Source organism: Streptomyces tatrensis, assembly GCF_049310065.1.
Classification (GTDB): domain Bacteria; phylum Actinomycetota; class Actinomycetes; order Streptomycetales; family Streptomycetaceae; genus Streptomyces.
In genome coordinates, this window is the sequence record NZ_JBMDLB010000007.1 from 2,143,930 (window position 1) to 2,161,603 (window position 17,674).

The 17,674-nt window shown below is 65.0% G+C and carries 10 protein-coding genes and 3 pseudogenes; 6 read left to right on the forward strand and 7 right to left on the reverse strand.

Features of this window, described 5'->3' with window-relative positions:
- Positions 1-21: 21 nt before the first annotated feature.
- Positions 22-147, forward strand: a complete 126-nt coding sequence (locus tag ACODT5_RS13110) for a barstar family protein (RefSeq protein WP_422519345.1) — start codon at positions 22-24, stop codon at positions 145-147.
- 565 nt (positions 148-712) lie between these two features.
- On the opposite strand, the gene ACODT5_RS13115 is transcribed toward ACODT5_RS13110, so the two are convergent.
- From ACODT5_RS13115 to ACODT5_RS13145, 7 genes are all read right to left on the reverse strand, one after another.
- Positions 713-1,114, reverse strand: a complete 402-nt coding sequence (locus tag ACODT5_RS13115) for a hypothetical protein (protein WP_422519346.1) — start codon at positions 1,112-1,114, stop codon at positions 713-715.
- Positions 1,115-1,249: 135 nt separating this feature from the next.
- Complete coding sequence (locus tag ACODT5_RS13120; RefSeq protein WP_422519347.1) at positions 1,250-5,317, reverse strand: SGNH/GDSL hydrolase family protein; 4,068 nt, start codon at positions 5,315-5,317, stop codon at positions 1,250-1,252.
- Positions 5,318-6,333: 1,016 nt separating this feature from the next.
- A complete protein-coding gene (locus ACODT5_RS13125) occupies positions 6,334-6,738 on the reverse strand; it encodes a hypothetical protein (protein WP_422519348.1) in 405 nt (134 codons plus the stop codon).
- 636 nt (positions 6,739-7,374) lie between these two features.
- Positions 7,375-7,869: a transposase gene (locus tag ACODT5_RS13130; RefSeq protein ID WP_422519349.1), complete on the reverse strand. Its 495-nt coding sequence runs from the start codon at positions 7,867-7,869 to the stop codon at positions 7,375-7,377.
- 9 nt (positions 7,870-7,878) lie between these two features.
- The gene (locus tag ACODT5_RS13135; RefSeq protein WP_422519350.1) at positions 7,879-8,379 is read right to left on the reverse strand and encodes a hypothetical protein; all 501 of its coding nucleotides are present in this window, start codon (positions 8,377-8,379) and stop codon (positions 7,879-7,881) included.
- Positions 8,380-8,403: 24 nt separating this feature from the next.
- Positions 8,404-8,982 carry a transposase gene (locus ACODT5_RS13140; protein ID WP_422519351.1) on the reverse strand — a complete coding sequence of 193 codons (579 nt, stop codon included), beginning with the start codon at positions 8,980-8,982 and terminating at the stop codon, positions 8,404-8,406.
- A 537-nt stretch (positions 8,983-9,519) separates the two neighbouring features.
- The gene (locus tag ACODT5_RS13145; RefSeq protein ID WP_422519352.1) at positions 9,520-10,398 is read right to left on the reverse strand and encodes a hypothetical protein; all 879 of its coding nucleotides are present in this window, start codon (positions 10,396-10,398) and stop codon (positions 9,520-9,522) included.
- 622 nt (positions 10,399-11,020) lie between these two features.
- Here ACODT5_RS13145 and ACODT5_RS13150 point away from each other — a divergent pair.
- From ACODT5_RS13150 to ACODT5_RS13170, 5 genes and pseudogenes are all read left to right on the forward strand, one after another.
- On the forward strand, positions 11,021-11,311 hold the full coding sequence (locus ACODT5_RS13150; protein ID WP_422519353.1) for a hypothetical protein: 291 nt from the start codon (positions 11,021-11,023) through the stop codon (positions 11,309-11,311).
- A pseudogene (locus ACODT5_RS13155) lies at positions 11,312-11,863 on the forward strand (transposase); the annotation flags it as partial.
- A 502-nt stretch (positions 11,864-12,365) separates the two neighbouring features.
- A pseudogene (locus ACODT5_RS13160) lies at positions 12,366-12,776 on the forward strand (integrase core domain-containing protein); the annotation flags it as partial.
- 441 nt (positions 12,777-13,217) lie between these two features.
- Positions 13,218-13,406, forward strand: a pseudogene (locus ACODT5_RS13165) (IS6 family transposase); the annotation flags it as partial.
- A 205-nt stretch (positions 13,407-13,611) separates the two neighbouring features.
- Positions 13,612-17,631 (forward strand): golvesin C-terminal-like domain-containing protein, encoded by a 4,020-nt coding sequence (locus ACODT5_RS13170; protein ID WP_422519354.1) that lies wholly within the window; start codon positions 13,612-13,614, stop codon positions 17,629-17,631.
- Positions 17,632-17,674 lie beyond the last annotated feature (43 nt).

Sequence of the window (17,674 nt, forward strand, 5' to 3'; positions counted from 1 at the left end):
CTGCGTGCCGCGGGTGGCCGGGTGTACGAGGTGCACGCTCCCGACCTGACGGACGGGGCGAGCCTGTGTGACGCCTTCGCCCGGGCGGCCGGAGTTCCCACCGGCCACTTCGGCTGGAACTGGGATGCCCTGGTCGACAGCCCGTGACGACCTCCACGATGCCGTCACGGGCGGGGTGGGGATCCACATGGTCGTCCACGGAGCCGATGCGCTCCTCGGGGCGGATCACCTCAAGGTGTTCGTGACGATGCTCTGCCTGGCGGCGGCCGCGCAAACAGCGAGATGGATCCGGACAACAACGTCAGGGACGAGCCCGTGGTGATCGAGCACTTCGTCTTCCTGCTCCACGATGTCCGGGCCGAGGATTTCGCCTCGGGATCGAAGATCCCGACGCCGTCATCCGTGTGGAGGGTGAGTTCCTCACTGTGGCCCTGGACCTCGACATCTGGCGGCCCAAGGCGGTTGGGCGCCCGAAGGTCTCCTGACCCCGGCCGTGCGGGCCCCGGTAGACCCTTAGGCCGAGGGCCCAGCACTTGGGCCGCCGACATGTCTGTGCTCACGCTGGCTACCAGCCTCACCATGAGGTTGGAAAAGGCTCATGTGCAATTCCTCGGACCCGCCCCATGGACTCACTTCTCCAATCCGTTCACGGACACTCCCGTCAGGTTCAGATGATCACCAGTCCTCGGGCCAGACAGAGATCCACGGCCACTTACAGGAAGTCCCCCGGGAGGCCGACGACCACGAAGGACGCCAACATCAGCACGCCGGTGGCCACTAGACCGGCGCTCCGCCACGCGGGGACCGTGCAGACGGCGACGAGCGCCGGGACGAACGCCAGCGCGCTCAGAGTTACGACGGAGGGCTGCGGGACGTCATGCCCCAGGAAGGGGAGGAGGGCGAACGCGTACATCTGGAGCGCCAGGCATGCCGGCACTGTCGCCTTCAGCGGTCGCACGCCCAGCAGGCCCAGCGTGATCGCGAACGTGAGCACGGCCAGGAACGCCCACACCCCGATGCCGATGAACGGGTAGGCGGTGAAGCAGATTGACGTGCTTTCCTCACAGGCGCGGGCATCGGCGGTGTCGGCCCACTGCCACAGAGCCAGCCCCATCCACCCGGTGACAGCACCTGTTAAGGCGCTGCCAAGAACGCTGTATGCCTTAGTCATGGGGAGTAGCCTTCCAGGGAACAAGGCAGGGGGCCTGAGTACGGATACTCAGGCCCCCCTCAGGCTGTTACTTCACGTCTACTTCACGTCGTTCCTCAGCGTGTCCTGCAGGGAGTTCGCATACAGCCGGGCACCTGCGGTCTTTGGGTGGAAGGACTGCGCCGAGGGCGGGACACCACCCACATCGCCAGGCGTTTTGTCGTTGACGATGCCATGGATCGTCTCGGGGTTGCCGCAGATCGCATGGCCGTAGAAGGGTTTCGTGGGGTCGGAGAACCAAGCCTTCACATTGCCGCTCGCCTTGGCGTCCGCGACCGCGTTCTTCATCTCTTTGACCAGCAGAGCGCCGATCTCGTTGAGCCAGGGGGTCTCCGCCGTACCGATGCCCGGGACGCAGCCTCCGGTGCCCGACAGGAGGGGTGGGTATCCCATCAGCACGATCTTGGCGTTGGGTGCGCGCTTGGCGATCTCCAAGAGCGTGGTGTGGATCGAGGACCGCACCGGGCCCTTGATCAGCCTCGGTTCGGTGACCTTGAGCGGCTCCGACATGCCGCTGAGCTTTGCGTCCTGGCAGGGAACGAGGCCGGCCGCGAAGACGCACTCCTTGAGGACGTCCCCAAACCGTGCGTCGTTGCCGCCGATGGACACGGTCACCAGGCTGGTGTTCTGGTCGAGGTATCCCTTGTCGAGCTGGGGGAGCTCGCCGTAGGAGAGGTTCCCCTTCTGCCCTTCGGCGTTGGTCGGCCCCGTCGCGCTGTTGGAGAGGATGTTCTCCGTCTGAGCACCGGAGCAGGCGATCAGGTGGTAGTCCATTCTGGCGTCGGCGGCATCGGACATCGCGCCGATCGACTTGGTGTACCCAGGCAGGGTTGCCTGACGGGACCACGCGTTCTTGGACCGGTGGCAGGCGTTGCGCAGCTTCTTGTCCGCGCCGAAGAGATCGGTCTCCTTGTAATAGTCGCCGCCGCCCGAGACGGAGGCGCCTTCGCCAGAGGAGAACGAGTCACCCATAGCAACCACGAAGTTCGCCGGCTTGGCCGCGAGGGGCTGGAAGCCAACGGCGTCCCAGGCGATGTCCTCGGTTCCGTCACCGCCACGGGCGTTGGTGTCGAGGGTGACCTGCGGGGTGCCGGTGAAGTAGAAGACACCGAGGTCGGCCCACTTGTTGGCCAGCACGCGCTGCGGCTGGACACGAACCGGGCTCGTGGAGTTGGTGCCCTTGACCTGGTAGGCGGCCTGACGCGTGTGGGCGCCGTGGTCCGGGATGTGGGTCCAGACGCGCATCCATCCTCGGTTGGGCTTGTTCAGCGTCCAGGTGCCGGACACGAACAGCCGGCTGCCGTCAGCAGTGGCCTTGTCTCGGGTGTGGGCGAACCAGAAGTGGTTGCGGAATCCGGCACCGATCTGGTGCGTGTCGATCTTGGACGGGTACACGCCGTTGGTACCCGCGAAGGCAAACCGGAAGGAACCGGCCGAATCCGTGCTCGCACAGTTGCGCGGGGAACCGCCTGCCGGGCTGACGCCGGCTGGTAGGTCGTCGATCACGAAAGTACCCTCGGGCAGGCCGATGGTGCAGCGCGGTGGGTAGGAGCTCTCGTCCGGCTGCTCCGGGTAGGTGGTGTCGAACCGGTGGACCGCGTTGCCGCACTCGGCGTTCTTGCAGTCCTTCCACTTCGCGGCGCTGTGGAACCAGCATTTCAGGTAGAGCGGGTTCGTGGTGTCCGGGTCGCCCGGCAGCAGGCAGGCACCCTGGCCGGTCTTGTTCGAGTCGGTGTTACTGATCTTGGACTTGTCGCAGTTGTTGGAAGCGTTGCAAAACAGCCCGATCGGAGGCATCACCCGCGTGCGGTCCGGATTGGTGGTCCACCATGCCGCACGGTAGCCGGGGGCGAAGGTGCCCGGCTTGGCCATCGCGGAGATCGGGCGGGCGGCCCAACCAATCACCTTCTCCTGGTACGGCCAGTGCTGGGGGTTTGCCGCGTGGTAGTACGCGTCACCCCCGCTCGCGTCCTCCAGGAACGGGGTGCGGTTGGCCTTCCACAGTGGGTTGGCCGGGTTGTTGGTCCAGCCCACGCCCCACTTGCCGCCATTCTGGGACGCCGTCGAGGCCGCGTAGTAGCCGGCGTTGTAAGCCCAGAGGGCGTACGTCCAGTTCTCGATGTATTTGGGGTGACCGTCGTTGATGACCATCCCATCGCGCCGGGTGGAGTTCCACTTCTCGATGAGGATGTTCACACCCGCCGCGATGTTCGCCGCATAGTCGAGGGCGATGGCCTCCTGCTGGACAGTCGTCTTCGGGGCCTCGCCCTTCTTCTCGTGCCCGTGGACGCGCATCCCGTCGGTGACCTGCGTGATGCCGTAACCGCAATCCGCATTTGCCCAGTTGATGGCCCACGGGTCCTGCTGCTGGCCGTTGGAGGCGACCTTGTGGCCGTAGAAGTTGCCGATGAGGGAGTTGGCCGTGACCCCGGGCACCGCGTAGCGGGTGGCCTGCCACATGTTCGACTCCTGCGCGGCGATGCCAAGCATCACCTGCGAGGGGACGTGCCATTCGTCGGCACGGTCCGGCGCGCCGTTCGGGTCGCCGCCCAGCGTCGTGAGCGGGAACAGGCTCTGCGGCGCGTACGCGGCCATGCCCGTGTTCTTCCAGTTCGACGGACGCGTGGCGCCCTTGTTCAGCTGACCGATGACGGTCTGGTTGACCGCCCACTCGACCTGCCGCGGCGTGGGCTGGAAGGCCTGCTTACGGGGGGAGTTGCGCGGCACCGAGCAGTAACGGTCGGCGTCTACCGTGTCGTTGCCCGGCGCGGCGGCGATCACATCGGCAACGCCCTGCGCAATGATGGACTCCTGCGGAGCCGGGGCGGCGCCGGACTTTAAGGCAGGCGAGGTGTCCTGGCCGTCCTTGACGGCCTTCTCGCCGCCAATGGGGTCGGCGAGTGGGACAGCGTCGAGCTCGACGGTCTTGCCGGTGTCCAGAACCCTGAGCTCCGTGCGGGCGGTACGGGCGCTCAGCGCGTCCTCGGGCCGGACACGGGAGTCCTTCCCGTCAGCCCAGCGGGTCATGACGGCGGCCTTGCCGTCCGAGGAGACCGTGGCCTCCTTGGCGATGCCACCAGGATTCTTCAACGCACCCGGCAGCCGGCCGAGGCTGACCGCCTTACCGGTCACGTACACCGTCCCGGAGGACGTGCGGGCCAGGTCGAAATCCTCCAGCTTGCCGACCGCCACCTGGGCGCCAGCGGCCTTGCCGTCGGACTTCCTGATGTCGTCCGCCGTGATCCGGTTGACGGAGCCCGTCGCGTCGGAGGCAGCAGCGATGACAGCGCTCTCGGCCACGGGCTTCTTGCCGGCCTCAACGCGGTCGATGTACGTCACGCCGCCGTCGGAGTCGGCCGACAGTTGGAACGGGACGGCCGACGTCCGCTTAATGGACTTCACCTTGTTGTCGGCAGCGACCCTGATCAAACTCGGGCCCTGGGCTGCGACGATCTCGCCGTTCACGGGGATGGCCGAGGTGACCTGACCGGGCACCGTCAGCACGTTGGATTTTGCCGTCGATGCGTCCACGGTGACGAGCCGCGTCTCGTTCTTCGGAGCCGTCTCGTCGGCGAACTGCGAGAAGACGGCTTTGTCTCCGGTGCCGCAGCCCGGGGAGAAGTAGCCGAGGCTGGACTGCAGGGGCAGCTTCGTCACGCGGCCGGTCTTCAGGTCAACGATCGCGGTGAACGCGCCGCGCGCCATCAGCTCGGGCTTGTTGGTGAACGTACGCGGTGCGTACGCGACGGCCGCGTGCGTACCCGACTGGGTCAGACAAGCGTTGCCGATCCAGGTGTCGGTGTCGAAACCGGGCTCGGACAGCGTGGCGGCGGTGCGCCATCTATAGCCGTCCTTATGGTCGGCGAGCAGCAGGTGGAAGCCAGTGCCGTCGCCGGACGTGGTCCACACACGGTCCTTGGAACCGCGGTAGTCCTTGCCGAGCGTGGCAGTCCGCTCCTCCTCGGGAACGGCTTCGGGCTTGGCACCCGGCGCCCCCGGGGAGGGGCTGCTCCAGCCGTCCGCGGGCTTCGGGGCTGGCGGCGGGGCCGCGACGGCCTGCGTGGTGGCCACACCCGCAGCCAACGACAGGGTGATGGCAGCGGTCACGGGTATCCGTGCCCGCCGCAGAGTCATTCGGTTCAATCTTCGCTCTCTCATGGAAGGCGAGGGAAGGACCCGACGTGGAGCACCCGACCGGTACTTGGTGATGACATGTGCCGGAAATTCACAGGTCACCGTATCCCCGCCGTGCGACGAGGACGGCGGGGTGTCACGAAGGGATCATTCCCGCGGGAAGGACTTCGGCTCGACCTCACGATCCGCGTTGACCACGTTGTCGCAGGCTCCTACGCCATGCTCGACTGCGGGGCGCGACCGCGACCGGTCGTCAGTTGCACGGGCGAGCGTCAACCTTGCGGTCAATGAGCGCCGTGGTGGAGGTCTTCGTGTTCTTCATAACCGCAAGGGCCGTTGCGCAGTAGGTGGAAACCTGCATGCGAACCGGGCCGGCATACTGAGTGAAGCTGCCCTCATCCGTGACACACGTGGGTGAGACCTTGTAGTCGCACACCTTCAACTTCATGTACTTGGCAGTGCTCAGGTGGTTGTCGAAGATGGCACAAACGCCTTCTCCGTTCGTCTGGTTGTGGTCGAAAGACCAGCCGGTGCTTCGCGCCGGCACCGAGGGCCCGCTTCCGCGGCCTGGACTCCAGGTCCTTCCTGATGCCATTCGCGCCATAACGGGCCTATCTCGGCGATGAGTTCGGCGATCGCATCGGCTGCGATCCTCAGGTCGCTGATGATCGCTGCACGTTCCCCACCACACGAACATGATCAGGGATCACGAGCCAGCGTCGCACCGCCAACCATGCACGAGCTCATTAGGGGCCGCCGGACGAACAGAGACAGAGGCAGCCCGGCCGCCTGACGGCACACCAGTCACCGGACACGCTAGAGCCGCAGCTGAGATCGTTCCTTCACCTGCGGCTCACAGAGGGGCGGGTGGTCCTCCAACCCCATGGATCCGAATCCGGTTGCGCCGCCCGAATCTCTCCACTGCCTGAAAAACTCATTTCCAAGCGGCGCGGGGGAACCCAAATAGCGCAACCGATCCGGTCACAGCACTAGCTCATGATCGGCGACCCAGTGAGCTGCCACGTGACGGCTCCCTTGGTGTCACCAGCGATGTCATACACGATGGTTGCATCCCCAGACCATCGAGTCTGCCCGTCAAGCGCCAGGGCCCCAGTGGCGCACTGGAAGACCGTAGGCAAGCTGACAGGCCGGCTGTTGATGTCGACGGTGAAATCGCACGTCTTACTCAGTATTACGTGATCAGCGCCACTCTCATCGCGACTCTCCAGGCGGGTGGTTATCTTGAACGAATTAAAACGCTTACTGGTCATGTCGGACTGGCCATCATTGAGGAATTCCCAGCCCACCGTGGCCTTTCCACGGACCTTGTTATCCGGAACCACCTCGGCACACACCGAAGAATCCAAGCTGGCCTCGGGGACGATGCCGAACATGGAGAAGGCAGTGCCGTTCGACGTGCAGGTCTGTGCCGCACTTGCCGACTGCGAGACAGTGACAACCCCCGCGAAAACTGCCAGAGCGGAACAAACGGTAGAGACTCGAACGATTCCCTTATTCACGATGAACTCTCTTTTCTACTCTTGATTTCCGCAACGAACGCGAGGAAATCACGGGAGATGTGAAACATCACTGGAACCCACACCAGCGACACGGACCAACTAGACCGTGGGAAGCTCAGCAAGCGATGCCGTAGGTGGTGCCACGGTTGATGAGGGACTTCACTTTCGAATGCCGACCACGGCAGTCGCATCGCCAGATCACAAATATCCGAACATCAGCCACCAGACTGGCTCCCCCGAACGAAACCGCCGGCACTTCACTCGATCGTTCACCGGCCTGACGCAGACTAAAACTCTGACGGTCGTAGATCAAAGGGTTTTCAGTCCGCGGACTGTTCCCGGAGCGCCTATGGCTGACAGTCGCCCTACCCCAGCAGCGCACCTGCCACCCCAATAGTGAGCCCACGCAGGGACTTCAGGAGTGATCGACCAATTAGAAGTGCAACCTCCGGATAAACCAATTGGCCTGGACTCGCCTCATCACCCCGCTCCGCAGTCAGCCTCGATTCGTCAACGGTGATTGCTGTTCGTTGAGGTGATCGGTTCACCCCGTTTTATTCCCGCTGGTGTCGGGTGGGGTCTTCGCGTGTCGCTGCAGGGTGCGCCGGGGTTCCACGTCTCCCGGGAGCTCTGCTCCGTTCTGGCCTTCGTCGGGGCGGGGACCCGGCTGTCGGGCGGAAGGCTGTTGATCCGGGTCCAGGCGGTGGTGAATGCATTTGCCCAGGGCCAGGTGGTCTCGATGCGGAGCCATCGGCTGCGGGCGTGTCGGCTGAGGCGGGCGGGCAGGTGGTAGAGCCGGAACCGCATGGTGTCCGGCTCGGCGTCAGCGAGGCCGTCCTCGTCGTTGAGGGGCAGGAGGCAGAGCCAGGCGTCGAGGTCGGCGGCGAGGTTCGCGGTCAGCATCCACGCGCGGTTCACGGTCCAGGACTGTGAAGGCAGGTTGTGCAGACCCATCGCCTTGTTCGTCCGGACGCGGTCCTCGACGACTGCGTGGTGGCGGTGCACCGCGTCGAGCTACTGGATCTGGTGGGAGCCTGGGATGCGGGTCATCTTGCGGATGTTGGTGGCGGTGATCGAGTACTTCCAGCCGGTCTTCTTCTCGAACGCGGTCAGGTCTGCCAGGTGCCGTCCGGACGGGCGGACACGGCGGACGATCAGCCGCATGCCATCGATCCAGCCAGAGCGGGAGTTCAGGCAGGTCAACTCCGCGACGTGGTACCCCTCCTGAACGGTGCCGTCCTGGTTCAGTGAGGTCTCCCACACGCTCTCGGGCAGGCGGGCGATCGCGGCCTCGTCCACGGCGGTGATCTTCCAGCCGGTGGTGAAGCGGACCGTGCGGCGCATCGTGTTCAGCGCCTTGAGGTGCTCGTGCAGTCCGCGGGTGGCCCCGGCGCCGTCGACGCGGACGAGGATCTTCGCCGTCGAGGCACCGGGAGTCTGGGCGAGCGCGTCACGCAGCACGCCGATGTGATCGGCCACGGTGTTCGAGCCGGCGTTCCCGGGCCGAAGGAGCATGGCCAGGCACTCGGAGGTGTTCGCTCACCAGGCCGCCAGCGGATGGAACCCGAATCCGGACTTGAACGTCGGTGCTGCCCCTTGCTTCTTCGAGGCGGCATGGATGAGCGTGGCGTCGAGATCGATCACGATCCAGCCGTTGAGGCGCTTGCCCGCGATGGTCAGCCAGGGGAACCCACCGGGCCGCAGATGCAGCAGCGACCACACCCCGCGGCGCACTCCCGCCCGTATCTTCGCGATCTCGGCGAGCGTGGCCTCGTCGAACGCGGCCAGCGTGCGGCGGGTGGTGGAGTCGGAGACCGCGGTGCCGAACAGGCTCTGGTGGTGGGCCTGAAGCTGCTCGGCCTCGCTCAGGTTCCTCGCGCCGAGCACGATCGCCACCGCGAGCTGGACCATCACCCCGGCCCGCTCCCGCCAGCCTGTTCCGGTGCCGGCCGGCAGCACCCCGGCCAGAGCGGCCGTCAGCCCCGTACGGTCTGCCAGCCGCCGCAGCAGCACCGCGCCCGCGTGCCCGATCAATCCCTTGCCGGTGGCCGTCACGACCAGCCCCCGGCCCCATCCAGTAGTCTTCGTCACCAGAAAGGTGCCCCAGGTTCCTGCCATGATGCGAACTCGACACTCACATCGCCGCAGGCCAAGCGGCACCTTTCGCTGTCTACCCGTCAGACCGCCCTATTTCACTGAATACCCGGGGTCAGGGCTGGCTCACCTCCGGCCTCGCCGGCGGCGATGGCGAGGTTGCGCATGGGCGTCCAACCGGCTCGCGGACCTCCTTGCGGGACTCGCCGTGTTCTTCTTAAAGCCCGGGAGCCCGCTCTGGCCGCGCTCACGACGGCACGCTATGAGCAGTCAGGCTTCCCGGGCGGTGGCCACCCGGTTCACCAAGCTCGCGTCCACTGCGAGCCGACCGTTCTCATCGCTGCGATCGACGGGACCCCGAGCACAATCATCAGCTTGGTGCCGCGACGATTGGTGACTTGTCGGCTGATGGAGTGCCTGTAGTCTTTCGGCCGATCAGGCGGTACATGAGCGTTCCGCCATTCGCCGTCGAGTCCGTAATGTCCAATCCGCGCTTTTTGGGCTCTCTCGCAGCCCGTGGAATCCGACAGGTCCGTTCAGGCCAAATATGCGATCCGGAGGTTAGAGGCGGGACGCCTTGTCGACCGCAGACTTGTTCTCCGCCTTCACCCCGTCCAAGGGGGCTTGGTTCTCCTTGATGGATTGCTGCTGAAGCGGAACCTCGCTATCGAACCAGATCTTCTCGACGTCGTGGAGGTCCCTGCACGCGACGTCGGCCTTCGCAGTGGCGATCTCCAGCTCTGTCACCTTGTAAGGGTCGGAGAAGCGAGGGTCGTCATTGGCATCCATCGGCTTCTCGTACGAGTAACCCTTTGCCTTCATGCACGACGACCACTTGGCGAACACCGCAATCACCTTCGGGTTCTTGGCCGCCTTCTTGTGTACTTCGCCATTGATCTTTTGCACCAAAGGATTCGGCTGCGCTGCAGGGACCTGTCCGTCGGCCGCTTGGACGCAGCCCCTCAGGGTCCCCTCGTCCGCGCCGGAGATATCCACAGCCCCCACCAAGAGGGCCTCGTCGTAAGCTTTCTGCTCGGCGGCGTCCGGGTGGTAGCCTCGCTCGGCTGCCTTCTCAGCGTCGTGGATCCCGTACCGCCAGTCTGTCAGCGTCTTGCCGCCCAGAGTGGGAAGATCCGGCGCCGGAGACCACTTCTCATAACCAGCGCCCTTCATGCACTCGTCGATCAGACTGTCCCGCGCCCCGCTGATAAGCCGGGTCTCCGCCCTGGTCGGCATGTACGCCTCGATAGGCAGTCTCCACGTCGCGGGATTTCCCGGATCCCCGACGTATGCCTGCGGCATGGCCGGCGCCGCTTGGCCAGCCAAGCCGGCCGACGATGACTTGCCGTTGCCCGAGGGCGCGTCCGCCGACCACCCGGCGATGGCGGCTGCTCCTACCCCAGCAGCCGCCAGTACCGGAATTGCCACCTTGATAGCCATTCCCTTACCGCTCACTTCTTCTTTCCCCTAACCCCGAGTCGCAATTTGGACTTCCGCGCTTCCATTCGAATATTCAGGCCCACGCGAAGGATGCATTTTCGTTGTAGACGTTCACGAATTGATCGATATGCTGATAGGGCGCCATGGCGTCATAAACCCCTTTGTAGCCACTAGAGAAGTAAACCCGAGCCGTATATTTGTAGTGCTCATTCTCACCCGACGCGGCGTTGTTCTTGATTCTTTGCCCTGACCCAGGCCATGGGCTACTAACGCCTCCAGAGCAGAATCTAAGTGGGTAGTAGCTGCCACTACCATCCCGCAATACATCGAAGTTATATACGGAATAACCAATATTCCTGTACGCGCCACCTTGTCCAGAATTATAGTAAATGTGAAACTTGAAGCCGGATCTATAGGGGTCATCGCAAGCTTCCGGGTAATGCAGATTGTAGTAATCCCCTGCGGGATCCTCGGCTGACGCGACAGACGCGCTGCCCAACGACACAGCAAGTGCGGCCGAAACCCCGACCGCTACTGTGATTGCTCTACGCATTTTTCTCCTTACGTTCTTGGTGGGTTGATTCCGGTCACTCGTAGGGTCGGAGACCCAGGGATGCCGGGTGTGGCTTTGCGTTCACCAGTCTTCTGGTGGCTTGAACGGATTGGCCGCCCGGCATCCCGCGACGACTCGACCACTCATGAGATGCGCGCGACAAGATCGTTCGGTAAGGACACGCTGGCGAGGTCGTCTGCTGGGGTCGGTAACTGGAACGACTTCGGCGGTGGCCGTGCCCGAACTCTGGGCCGGGATGCGGGCAAGGCCGATAACCACTCCGTGGTGACCGATGCCTCTGGAACGCGCAAGCTGTCGGCTGCCCTGCGCCCGATCGGCAAGAACCGGCTCGCGGAGTAGCTGAAGAACCGGAAGGTCCCCAATTGCAAGCTCGTTGTCAGCAGCGCGGTCGAGGCCGCCGAGGCCCAGCACACCTCTGTGATCGGGGAGGGACTGGCCGCCACGGTGGTAGCCAAGCTTGCCAGGGAGGTGATGGCCGTCGATGAGGAGATCGCTGAGATCGACGCCCTGATCGAGGGCCGGTTGCGCGACTACCGACACGCTGAGGTCATTCTGAGCATGCCAGGCATCGCCCCTGTCCTCGGAGCAGAGTTCATCGCCCACACCGGCGGCGACATGAGCGTCTTCGGCACCTCCGACCGCCTCGCCAGCGTCGCCGACCTGGCTCCCGTCCCGAGGGACTCGGGATGGATCAGCGGCAACATGCGAAGCCCGCCCCGATACCGACGCCTGCTGCGGGCTGTCTACATGTCCGCGATGGTCGCCGCCCGCTGCCGCCCCAATGTGAAGGCCTTCTTCGACCGTAAGAGGGCCGAGGGCAAGGGCCACAGGCAGGCCGTCATTGCCCTCGCACGCCACCGCCTGAACGTCTTGTCGGCCCTCATCTGCGATGTCCGCACAGTCGAAGTCACCGTGCCGCCCGGCCCAGCCACGTTCGGCTGGCACACTCACAGCGAGTCACCAGAGGCGCTTGATAACTTCATTGGGAATCCGTTCACCTTAGATCATTTCGCGTGCGAAGGATTTTCACACGCAGATGGTGCCCCGTGGGGTGGTGTAGCTGATTTTGGCTGGAAAGTGCGCCGCCCCGAGAAGTCGTACCGGGCTTGAAGAAGGGCGGACGCCCACGCAACCTCGCCATCGCCGGCTAAGCCGGAGGCGAGCCGGCCCTGACTGCGGCGCAGGGCGAGGAGGCGAGTACAGGCCAACTGGTTTATCCGGAGGTTGCAGTTCTATCTAGTCGATCAGACTAAAAGCTCCTGCGTGCGCTCACTATTGGGGTGGCAGGTGCGCTGCGGCCGCAGGGCGACTGTCAGCCAAAGGCAGTTCGGGAACAATCCACGGACTGGAAACCCTTTGATCGACGACCGTCAGAGGCTTAGCCTGCGTCAGCTCCCGCCTCGCCTACAACGAGATCCTGAGCGACGAGAAGAAGGAAACCGCGACCGCGTTCTGGCAACGGGCACAGGCCTACTTCACCAGCGTAGGGATCACAGTCGAACGCGTCCTGACCGACAACGGCTCCTGCTACAAGTCCCACGCCTGGCGCGATCTCCTGGCGGCGGCCGGGATCACCCACAAGCGAACCCGGCCCTACCGGCCACAAACCAACGGCAAGGTCGAACGCCTCAACCGCACCCTCCTGGAGGAATGGGCCTACGCCCGCCCCTACCAGTCAGAGCAGGAACGACGCGACGCCTTCCCGCAGTGGCTGCATACCTACAATCACCACCGCGGACACACCGCACTCGCAGGCAAACCACCCGCCAGCCGCGTCCCCAACCTCACAGGGCAATACAGCTAGCTCTATCTCGATCCTCCATGACGGGTCACCGGATCCTTCGGCGGCCCCGTCTCTGCTTGTCCGGCAGGCAAGCGCTCAGCTGACGGCTCCGGTTCACAGATCTGAGCGCAGAGCAGTGCTGCTTTCGATAGCGAGTAGTCCGTTTCACCGACGCGAGCTGCGGCCAACTCCTGGTGCGCGACCCTTCGATGTCCCCCGAGCCCAGTGCTGCACCAGAAGGCGCAGCGCCCCGAGTTCCTCGTTCGCGAAGCCGTTCGTGATGCCCGGCCACTTCCCCATCCGGCCTCGTCCCCGGACGGCCTTGCGTAGCGAGTCCCCATATCTGCCAAGCAAGGAATACTCCCTTGAAACATCGTGCAAGAAAGCGCCGCGCATCAGCGGTCGTGAGTGCGCTCGTCTGCGGGGGCTTGTCAGGTAGATGATCGGGGTCTGCGGGGACCCCAGGTCACGTCGTCAGTCGAGCACCGCTCCGCGAAATATCTGAGCAACCGGGCGGAAAACCCCGATCTGCCTACTCGGGAACGAGAGCGGGCCATGAAGGGCTTCCGCAGCGTCGGAGGCGCGCAGAGTTTCCTCGCCTCCCCCAGCCGAATCTCACCCCAATTCCGCCCCTGCCGCCACCTGTACACCCGCCCGAGATGACTGAACGCCACCGGGCAACCAGATCGCCGGCACCACCCCATGGCAGCGACCGCCCTGACCCACACCCGACCACCGGGGCATGCCTCAACGCACCGCCCATAGCACCAAGGTGACAGGCCAATCGGTGTGCTTGGCGTCCTGATCCCCGGCGGGTGGCCTTCGTTATCCGACCACAACCCAAGGAATCTCTTTGATGCGCATACGTCGGCTTGTAAGAGCCGCGCATGTCCCGGTGTCCTGCGCCCTCGCCTCGGTCATCGCGTTCGGCACTGCCACGCAGGCCATAGCCGCAAGTCCACCGGCCGGATCCAGCTCCGGCTGGAGCGAATCGCCCGAGCTAACCGCCCCGGAGGACAAGGAAGGGAACAGGGACCGCGTCCCGGCCGACCAGCGGAGCAAGATCCTCGGCCCCGACTACAAGAAGTCCCGCGACAAGGCCTGGACCACGATCGGTGACGCCAGCGGATTCCATCTGCTGATCGCCGACGAGGCGGACGGATACCAGTGGAAGACCGCCGCGACACTGGTGGAACCGGGTTTTATCGAAACCGACACCTGGATCGGCAACGCCTGTGTCACCGAGTCCGGCAAGCACGCACTCGTCGCCTACGCTCCGCGTACGTTCACCAACAAGCTGGACCTGATGGCACGCGGCGCCTTCACGGCCACCGTCGACCTGACCACCGGAGCGGTCGCGAAGCTTCCGTACCAGGCGAGCCTCGCGTACTTCTCCCCTGGCTGTGGTACCGGCGACACTGCCGTCATTTCGCAGTTCTCGGACGAGAAGACGACACCGGACAAGAGTGAGACGCGTCTGGTCGGCGTGGACGCCCGTACGGGCAAGACGTCCGCTCCGATCAAGCTCAAGGGCCAGATCACCTCCGCCGTCCCCACCAAGCGCGGCATCGTCGCGGCGCAGGGTAACGCGGTGGTGAAGGTCAACACCGACGGGACCACCGAGCACCTCGCCGCGACGGACGACGTGCCCTTCAATCTGTCCGTCACCGCCGAAGGCGGCGTCGCCTACCTCGACCGGCAGCACACCGCGGCCGGGACCGGCGCGGGCGGCGGGGCGGCCGGGGCCCCCAGGTCGAAGTCGAAAGTGAAGTACCTCTCGCCCGGCGGCGGCAACGCCCAGATCGTGGCGGAGGGTGAGCTCACCGAATTCGACCTCACCCGCACGGCCGACGGCACGGCGATCATCACCGGTAAGGCGAAGACGGTCGGATCCCTACCCAAGGGCATCAAGAACCCCGGCGGCGTCGACAAGGACGCGACCGCCTCCACGACCGGCCGGGCGACGGTCAACGCCGCGTGGGCGGACGGCAAGGATCACCGCATTCGTGTGGAGGAGAACGCCCGCACCGCCAAGATCCGCCTGCATCACCTGCCAACGGGCAACAAGCCGGTGATGGAGGCCAACCCGGCCGAGACCCCCGTCAACCCAGACCCAAGCGAGGGCGCCGGGAACTCGCCCGCCCCCAGTGGCCTCAGCCCCACGGACACCAAGAAGACGTCGACGCAGCCCGAGACGGCCTCGCTGGCCGCCGCATCCTCGCCGGCCTGGACGTCCATCGCGGAGCCCGAGGACGTCCGCACCTGTGCGGTGGAGCGCGGCAACCCGCAGAAGCAGGCGTTCCAGCCCAAGCCCCGCCAGATCGAGTGGGCCGTGAACCGCGCTATCGAGAGCACCCTCGACCAGCAGGTCTACCGGCAGGCGAACTGGAAGAACATGGGCATGGGCGCCTACAACCCCCATGCCCTTGTCGGCGGGCTCACGCCCCTGTCCGGCGGCGGGCGTATCCCCGCCCAGGTGTTCCTTGGCATCACCGCCCAGGAGTCCAACATGTGGCAGGCCACACGCTTTGCGGCGCCTGGCACCACCGCCAACAGCCTGATCGGCAACTACTACGGCATCAAGCATGACGCGCACGGCCAGGTCAGCGACCCGTGGGCGATCAACTGGAAGGCAGCCGACTGCGGGTACGGCATCACGCAGGTCACCGACGGCATGCGCCTGCCGAATAAGCCGTACGAAGATGGATCGATCCGCCCGTCCAAGCCGCGCGCCTACCAGGAGGCCGTGGCGCTGGACTACACCGCGAACGTCGCGGCTGGCGTCAACATCCTCGCCGAGAAGTGGAACCAGACCCGTAACGCCGGGTTGATCGTCAACAACGGCGACCCGAAGGGTCTGGAAAACTGGTTCTTCGCCCTGTGGGCGTACAACTCCGGCTTCTACCCGCAGTCGGACTCCGGTACGAACGCCGGCAAGTGGGGCGTCGGCTGGGCCAACAACCCTGCCAACCCCACGTACAAGCCGAACCGCACACCGTTCCTGGAGAACTCGGCGGGCGGCGACGACTACAGCCACGCCTCGCGGCCGCAGTACTGGCCGTACCCGGAAAAGGTCCTCGGCTGGGCGGCCCGCCCGCTCGAGGCCATGGAAGAGCCGGGCAAGATGGTCCACGGCTACCGGCCTGCATGGTGGACCACCGCCATGAACCGTACGACCGTCAAGCCTCCGGTCGCCCTGTTCTGCAGCAGCGCCAACGAGTGCGACCCCACCAAGATCAAGGACGGCGCCACCAACGACTCTCCCGCCACAGGCGCTTGCCAGCGCACCGACCTCCGGTGCTGGTGGAACAGCAAGGTGGAGTGGAAGAAGTGCGAGTTCGACGAGTGCGGTAAGGAGCTGTTCCGCTTCAACAGCACCTATCCCGAGGAGGCGGACGGTAACTCACACCTGCCGCGCTGCAGCTCCGGACTCCCGTCCGGAACGGTGGTCGTGGACAACGTCAACACGGGCACTCCGCTGGCTGGCAGTGAGGCACGGCGATGCTGGGCAAACGGGGTGAGCGGCGGCTCGTTCGGCTTCGACTTCGCCACCGCGTCCGGCCGCATGGACACCCACCAGCTGAGCGCCGGATACGGCAACCACATGTGGTTCAGCACCACCCGCAAGGCGGGCGCCGCCGAGGCAGACCGAATGAAGGTCACAGGCAACTGGATCGCCCCAGCCTCCGTCACGGGCTGGAACCGCGTCCTGGTCCACATGCCAAGCATCGCCGCCCGCTCCCAGCAGGCGAAGTACACGGTGTCCGGGACCGACTCGCAGTCGCCGCACCGTGTCGCGCCGCAGCGCATACGCTCCAACGAGTGGCGCTCCCTGGGTACGTTCAACTTCACCGGCCAGGCATCGGTGTCCCTGTCGAACATCACCCAGGAAGAGGGCAGGGACATCGCCTGGGACGCCGTCGCCTTCCAGCCGCTGGGCTCAAAGCCCACGCACGTGGTCGGCCTCGGTGACTCCTTCGCCTCCGGCGAAGGCGCCGATACCGAGGGCGGAAAGGACTACTACAAGGAGACTGACTACCGAGAGGAGACCGGATCACAGACCGGCAACGGCTGCCACCGATCCAAGCACGCCTGGATCCGCCAGACCAAGCTGCCCGGCAACCTCAACTCCATCGGCGCCATCGCCGACGGGTACGGCAACGTCGACCTATCGTTCCTCGCGTGCTCCGGTGCCCGCACGTACAACATCTGGTCCGGCGGGAAGACGCAGTACAACAGCGACTCCCTGCCACAGATCGACCTCGGCTACCTCGACCAGAACACCAACATGGTCACTCTCGCCATCGGCGGCAACGACTCCCTCTTCACTCCCGTGTTCCAGGAGTGCGTCTACGCCGCCGGCCTGAAGCAGTGCCAGGACGCGGAGATCGAGAAGGTTAACCCGGACAACGGTGACAAGACCGGCCAGATGAGCGGCCCGCTCAAGAACTTCATGCCGGCCTGGATTACCGACGAGGTCAAGCCGCGTATCACCAAGGCACTGAATCAGATCAAAGTCAGGGCACCTAACGCCAAGATTGTTCTTATGGGCTACCCCAAGCTGCTCTCGGGCAACGGCCAGTGCATGCCGGGCATCGGCACCGAGGAGGCCCCGTGGCTGAACGACGTCATCGCCCCGCACCTGGCCAAGGAAATGGGCAACGCCGCCGCCGCCGCGGGAGCGACCTTCATCGACCCGACCACAGAGTTCGCCGGCAAGGCGATCTGTGGTGACCCGGAGACCATCAACGGCATCGTGGAGTCGGGCAAGTCGGAATACGACAACGGCGGCATCCAGCCATCGATGAAATCCTTCCACCCGAAGATCTCCGGTGCTCGGCTCTACGCCGACGCAATGGAGCGCGGCCTTCGCTAAACAGTACGATCGCCACGGCGAACCAGCCCCGGAACATCCGTGC